Annotated in this window: 5 protein-coding genes; 3 read left to right on the top strand and 2 right to left on the bottom strand. The window is 69.4% G+C overall.

What is annotated here, in order from left to right:
* The first annotated feature begins 146 nt into the window (after positions 1 to 146).
* Together aceE and IEZ01_RS10155 are read left to right on the top strand one after the other, a co-directional pair.
* Positions 147 to 2,879 carry a pyruvate dehydrogenase (acetyl-transferring), homodimeric type gene (aceE, locus tag IEZ01_RS10150; RefSeq protein ID WP_019886010.1) on the top strand — a complete coding sequence of 911 codons (2,733 nt, stop codon included), beginning with the start codon at positions 147 to 149 and terminating at the stop codon, positions 2,877 to 2,879.
* A 51-nt stretch (positions 2,880 to 2,930) separates the two neighbouring features.
* Entirely contained in the window at positions 2,931 to 3,686 is a 756-nt protein-coding gene (locus tag IEZ01_RS10155; protein WP_189201162.1) for a potassium channel family protein, read from the top strand.
* On the opposite strand, the gene IEZ01_RS10160 is transcribed toward IEZ01_RS10155, so the two are convergent.
* On the bottom strand, positions 3,667 to 4,047 hold the full coding sequence (locus tag IEZ01_RS10160) for a peptidase inhibitor family I36 protein (RefSeq protein WP_019886012.1): 381 nt from the start codon (positions 4,045 to 4,047) through the stop codon (positions 3,667 to 3,669). The two genes, IEZ01_RS10155 and IEZ01_RS10160, sit on opposite strands and share 20 nt — an antisense overlap.
* Before the next feature lie 188 nt (positions 4,048 to 4,235).
* Positions 4,236 to 5,729, bottom strand: coding sequence for an MFS transporter (locus IEZ01_RS10165; protein WP_373287587.1), 1,494 nt, complete (start codon positions 5,727 to 5,729; stop codon positions 4,236 to 4,238).
* Positions 5,730 to 5,981: 252 nt separating this feature from the next.
* On the opposite strand from IEZ01_RS10165, the gene IEZ01_RS10170 reads away from it, so the two are divergent.
* Positions 5,982 to 6,611, top strand: coding sequence for a TetR family transcriptional regulator (locus tag IEZ01_RS10170; RefSeq protein WP_189201166.1), 630 nt, complete (start codon positions 5,982 to 5,984; stop codon positions 6,609 to 6,611).
* Positions 6,612 to 6,837: the final 226 nt, after the last annotated feature.

Raw genomic sequence — 6,837 nt, forward strand, 5'->3', positions numbered from 1 at the left:
GTCGGAGTGGGCGTAAGGTTGCGATTTGGCCGAACTGAGAACCCAGGCGTGGTTACCTCTCGGTAGAGATGACGTTTACGCCTGCGGGGTACACGATGGACATCCCCGTACTCCCCGTAGGCACCACCGAACAGCGAAGGAATAGCGTGGCTTCCGGATCCGATCGCAACCCGATCATCATTGGCGGCCTTCCCAGCCAGGTCCCGGACTTCGATCCCGAAGAGACCCAGGAATGGCTCGACTCGCTCGACGCCGCCGTCGACGAGCGGGGCCGTGAGCGGGCCCGCTACCTGATGCTCCGCCTGATCGAGCGGGCGCGTGAGAAGCGCGTGGCCGTGCCCGAGATGCGCAGCACGGACTACGTGAACACCATCGCCACCAAGGACGAGCCGTTCTTCCCGGGCAACGAGGAGATCGAGCGCAAGGTCCTCAACGCGACCCGCTGGAACGCGGCGGTGATGGTCTCGCGCGCGCAGCGCCCGGGCATCGGGGTCGGTGGGCACATCGCCACCTTCGCCTCGTCCGCCTCGCTCTACGACGTCGGCTTCAACCACTTCTTCCGCGGCAAGGACGAGGGCGACGGTGGCGACCAGATCTTCTTCCAAGGCCACGCGTCGCCCGGTATCTACGCCCGCGCGTTCCTGCTCGACCGGCTGAACGAGAACCAGCTCGACGCCTTCCGCCAGGAGAAGTCGAAGTTCCCCAACGGCCTGTCGTCCTACCCGCACCCGCGGCTGATGCCGGACTTCTGGGAGTTCCCGACCGTCTCGATGGGCCTCGGCCCCCTCGGCGCGATCTACCAGGCCCGGATGAACCGCTACATGGAGGCGCGCGGCATCGCCGACACCTCCAAGTCGCACGTGTGGGCGTTCCTCGGCGACGGCGAGATGGACGAGCCGGAGTCGCTCGGCCAGCTGTCCATCGCCGCCCGTGAGGGCCTGGACAACCTGACCTTCGTCGTCAACTGCAACCTGCAGCGGCTCGACGGCCCGGTGCGCGGCAACGGCAAGATCATCCAGGAGCTGGAGTCGCAGTTCCGCGGCGCCGGCTGGAACGTCGTCAAGCTGGTCTGGGACCGTTCCTGGGACCCGCTGCTCGCCCAGGACCGCGACGGTGTGCTCGTCAACAGGATGAACACCACGCCCGACGGCCAGTTCCAGACGTACGCCACCGAGACCGGCTCGTACATCCGCGACCACTTCTTCGGCGACGACCACCGGCTGCGCGCGATGGTCGCGGACATGACCGATGACCAGATCCTGCACCTGGGCCGTGGCGGTCACGACCACAAGAAGATCTTCGCGGCGTTCGCCGCGGCCAAGGCCCACAAGGGCCAGCCGACGGTGATCCTCGCCAAGACGATCAAGGGCTGGACGCTGGGCCCCAACTTCGAGGGCCGCAACGCCACGCACCAGATGAAGAAGCTCACGGTCGACGACCTCAAGGGCTTCCGCGACCGGCTGCACATCCCGATCACGGACAAGCAGCTGGAGGAGGGCCTTCCGCCCTACTACCACCCGGGCCGCGACTCGGAGGAGATCCAGTACATGCACGACCGCCGCAAGGCGCTGGGCGGGTACGTCCCCACCCGTGTCGTGCGGTCGAAGCCGCTGGTCCTCCCCGAGGAGAAGACGTACGCCGCGGTCAAGAAGGGCTCCGGCCAGCAGTCGATCGCCACCACGATGGCGTTCGTCCGGCTGCTGAAGGACCTGATGCGGGACAAGGAGATCGGCAAGCGGTTCGTGCTGATCGCGCCGGACGAGTACCGCACCTTCGGTATGGACTCGTTCTTCCCGAGCGCCAAGATCTACAACCCGCTGGGGCAGCAGTACGAGGCCGTGGACCGTGAGCTGCTGCTCGCCTACAAGGAATCCCCGACCGGGCAGATGCTGCACGACGGCATCTCCGAGGCGGGCTGCACGGCGTCGCTGATCGCGGCCGGTTCGGCGTACGCCACACACGGCGAGCCGCTGATCCCGGTCTACGTCTTCTACTCGATGTTCGGTTTCCAGCGGACCGGCGACCAGTTCTGGCAGATGGCCGACCAGCTGGCGCGCGGTTTCGTGCTCGGCGCGACCGCCGGCCGTACGACCCTGACCGGTGAGGGCCTCCAGCACGCGGACGGCCACTCGCAGCTGCTCGCCTCGACGAACCCCGGCTGTGTCGCCTACGACCCGGCCTTCGGCTTCGAGATCGCGCACATCGTCAAGGACGGTCTGCGGCGGATGTACGGCGAGAAGCCCGAGGACGTCTTCTACTACCTGACCGTCTACAACGAGCCGATCCAGCACCCGACCGAGCCGGCGGACGTGGACGCCGAGGGCATCCTCAAGGGCATCTACCGCTTCAAGGCCGGCGAGTCGGGCGCGATCCCGGCGCAGATCATGGCCTCGGGTGTCGCGGTGCCGTGGGCGGTCGAGGCGCAGAAGATGCTCGCCGAGGAGTGGAACGTCAAGGCCGACGTCTGGTCGGCGACGTCCTGGAACGAGCTGCGCCGGGACGCCGTCGAGGTGGAGGAGTACAACCTGCTCCACCCGGAGGAGGAGCAGCGCGTTCCCTATGTCACGCGGAAGCTCCAGGGCGCCCAGGGTCCGTTCGTGGCAGTCTCCGACTGGATGCGGTCGGTTCCGGACCAGATCTCGCGCTGGGTGCCGGGTGCGTACACCTCGCTGGGCGCCGACGGCTTCGGCTTCGCGGACACCCGCGGCGCCGCCCGCCGCTACTTCCACATCGACGCCCAGTCGATCGTCCTGGCGGTGCTCACCGAGCTCGCCCGGGACGGCAAGGTGGACCGCTCGGTGCTGAAGCAGGCCGTGGACCGCTACCAGCTCCTGGACGTGGCCGCCGCCGACCCCGGCGCCGCCGGCGGAGACGCGTAGCGACAGGTGCGGGGGGATAACGACCCCCCGCACCGCCTTACGATTCCCGGCATGAAGGATCGCTGGGAGAAGCGCACCCAGACGCCACTGCTGGCCTTGGCAGTGGCGTTCGGCGTTGCCTACGCCGTACCCATCGTCGTGCCCGACGCCGACCCGTGGGTGCATGAGGTGTGCACGGCGGTGGAGTGGCTGGTGTGGGGCGCGTTCGCCGTGGACTATGCCGTACGGCTCGTGCTGGCTCCGGGCAAGTGGCACTTCGTACGCAGCCATCCGCTGGATCTGCTGGCCGTGCTGCTGCCGCTGGTGCAGCCGCTGCGGCTGCTGCGGCTGGTCTCCACGCTGCTGCTGGTCGGACGGCGGGCGAGGATGGCGCCGCAGGTCACGCTCACCACTTATGTGGCGGGGGCCGTGGTGGGGCTGATGATGTTCGGTTCGCTGGCCGTGCTGCATGTGGAGCGGGGCGCCCCGGGCGGCAACATCAAGACGCTCGGGGACGCCGTGTGGTGGTCGTTCACCACGATGACGACCGTGGGGTACGGCGACCACGCGCCGACCACCGGGCTCGGGCGGGTCCTCGCGGTGGGCCTGATGCTCTCCGGGATCGCGCTGCTCGGTGTGGTCACCGCGAACATCGCGGCCTGGTTCATCTCCCGGTTCGAGCGCGACGACGAGGTGGAGCGCCGGCATACCGCGCTCCTTGAGGCGCTCACCCATGAGGTCATGGAGCTGCGCGCGGAGGTGGCGCGGCTGTCGCCGCCGCCCGAGCGGCCGGTGGACGTGCCGGCGCCTACGTCTCCCAGATCTTGAAAGCCCGTACGACATACGGGGAGCGGGGCACCCAGGTCCCCTTGCCGGGATAGGTCTCGAACTGGCCCGTCTCCGCGCAGGCCGCCGACTGGTAGGCGGTGACCGGCCGGCCGACGCGGTTGGCGAGGGACTCGGCGGTGACGCCCGCCGGGAGCGCGACACAGCTGTCGATGTCGGTGTCGGCGAGCTCGTACGTCTGCCGGGCGCCCCGGAAGTCGGCGCCCGGCCAGAGGCAGAGCGCCCCCGGGGCGCAGGAGCCGAGCCGGGGCGGCGGCGCGGCCGTGGCGGTGGCCGGCAGGGCGGTGAGCAGGGCCGCCGCGAGGACGGCGGCGAGGATCGCATTCGTGACGGTGCTACGCATCGTGGTGATACCCCCCGTGTGGTGACTGTCTGTAATCAGAAGCCTGATGGGGTGACCGGCCGGTACGGAAGAGGGTCCGGGGCGTTTCACCCTGATAGGTGAACAGCCCCGCCGGACGGACCGGCGGGGCTGTCGTACGTGCCGTGTTGACGCGTCAGATGTGGGCGCGCGTCAGGCGGGCGAGCGCGTCAGATGTGGGCGCCGCCCGCGCCCGCCTCGGCGTTCTCGCCGCGCTTGGTGAGGGTCGCGACCAGCGCCGCGACGACCGCCACGACACCGGCGACGGTGAAGGCGAGGCCCATGCCCGACATGAAGGTGTCGTGGATGACACCGCCGATCTTGGCGAAGAGGTCGGGCGTCATGCCCGGCGCCTTGGCCATCTCGGCCGGGACCATGCCGAACTCGGCGGCCTGCTCCAGCTTCGGGTCCGGCGGCACGGGGATGCCGGCCTTCTCCCAGTTCTCCGCGAAGGCGCTGCTGACCTTGGAGGACATCACGGCGCCGAGCACGGCGGTGCCGAGCGCGCCGCCGACCTGCATGGCGGCCTGCTGGAGGCCGCCGGCGACGCCGGAGAGCTCCAGCGGGGCGTTGCCGACGATGACCTCGGTGGCGCCGACCATGACCGGCGCGAGGCCGAGACCGAGGAGGGCGAACCACAGGGACATGGCCAGCGTGCCGGTCCCGGCGGTGAGGGTGATCATGCCGAACATCGCGCCGGCGGTGCACACCATGCCGCCGACCAGCGGGATCCGCGGGCCGAACTTGGTGATCAGCGCGCCGGCGAGCGGCGAGGAGACGATCATCATGGCCGTCAGCGGAAGCAGGTGCATACCACTGTCGACCGGGCTGAGGCCCTTGACGCCCTGGAGGTAGAAGGTCACGAAGAAGAGGCCGCCCATGAAGGCGAAGGCCATCAGGACCATCAGCACGACACCGGCCGACAGCGGGACCGAGCGGAACATGCCCAGCGGGATGAGCGGTTCCTTGACCTTGGTCTCCCAGACGGCGAAGAAGACGAAGAGCAGAACAGCGCCGCCCAGGAACGCCCAGGTGTTGCCGCTCGCCCAGCCCCAGGACTCGCCAGCCTTGATGATGCCCCAGATGAGGGACGCCATCGCGCCGGAGAGCAGCAGGATGCCGAGGACGTCGAAGGAGCGCGGGGCGTTCTCGGCGCGGTGGTCCTTGAGGATCACCAGACCGAAGACGAGCGCGACCACGCCGACCGGCACGTTGATGAAGAAGACGGACTGCCAGCTGACGTGCTCCACGAGCAGACCGCCGACGATCGGGCCGCCCGCCGTGGAGGCGCCGATGACCATGCCCCAGATGCCGATGGCCATGTTGAGCTTCTCGGCGGGGAAGGTGGCGCGCAGCAGGCCGAGCGCCGCCGGCATCAGCAGGGCGCCGAAGAGGCCCTGGAGCACCCGGAAGGCGATGACGAGGGCGATCGAGTCGGAGAGACCGATCGCGCCGGAGGCGGCGGCGAAGCCCGCTATGCCTATGAGGAAGGTCTGGCGGTGGCCGAAGCGGTCACCGAGCTTGCCGGCGGTGATCAGCGCGACGGCGAGCGCCAGAAGATAGCCGTTGGTGATCCACTGGACGTCGGCGAGCGAGGCGCCGAGGTCCTTCTGGATGGCGGGGTTGGCGATCGCGACGATGGTGCCGTCGAGCGCGACCATCATCACGCCGATGGCCACGGCGAAAAGCGTCAACCAGGGATGGCCGCGCAGCCCCTTGGACGGCGCGACGACGGGAACCTGGCCGCCAGGGCCCTGCGGCGCCTTGTCGATGGTGGTCTGACTAGTCATGCGAGCAGGCTAATGACAGCCACTGACAATTGACAAAGCAATTCACACGTCGGTAACTGTCAGGTGGCTCACAGGTGGGCCGACGTACGCTGAGCGGTCGAAGTGGCAGAGAGAAGGACCATTGACGTGACGGTTTCCGGCCTCCGGGAACGGAAGAAGCAGCGCACCCGGGACACCCTCGTACGCGTCGCCCTTGAGCTCTTCACCGGCAAGGGCTACGAACGCACGACCGTCGACGAGATCGCGGCCGCCGTGGACGTCTCCCAGCGCACCTTCTTCCGCTATTTCGCGAGCAAGGAGGAGGTCGCCTTCGCCGTTCAGCAGATGGTCGAGGAGCGCTTCTACGAGGCGCTGGTCGAGCGGCCCGCCGAGGAGGCGCCGTTCGACGCGATGCGCAACGCGGTGCTGAGCGCCTGGGACACCATCGGCGAGGCGATCGAGGCGGTCGTACCGGTCGAGCTGCACCTGCGGATGTTCCAGGTCATCGAGTCGACCCCGGCGCTGCTCGCGGTGCACCTGCGCCGCGCCACGGAGATGGAGGAGCGGATCGCCCGGCTCATCGCCGAACGCGAGGGCCTGGACGTGGACGCCGACCCGCGCCCCCGGGTGGCGGTGGCCGCGTTCAGCGGGGTGATGCGGGTGACCGGCCAACTGTGGGGCCGGGGCACGGAACTGACGGTGTGCGCGATGCGGGACCTGACCGAGACGTACCTGGACCACCTGGGTCCGGCGCTGGCGTCGGAGTGGCGGGACTGAGCGCCTGAGGTCCCGCCGGGGCGGATGCCGGACCGGGCGCGGGCTGAGCTTCATGCCCGGCTGGGCGTGGGGTCGAGCCGGGCGCGGGCTGAGCTTCATGCCCGGCTGGGCGTGGTGCTGGGCCGAGGCCTCAAGGGCGGCGCCGAGGCTCGCGCGGACTGCGCGCGCGAGGCTGGTGCTGGGCCGAGGCCTCAAGGGCGGCGCCGAGGATCGCGCGGACTGCGCG

The organism is Streptomyces purpureus, from assembly GCF_014648195.1.
In the GTDB taxonomy this organism is placed as follows: Bacteria; Actinomycetota; Actinomycetes; order Streptomycetales; family Streptomycetaceae; genus Streptomyces; species Streptomyces purpureus.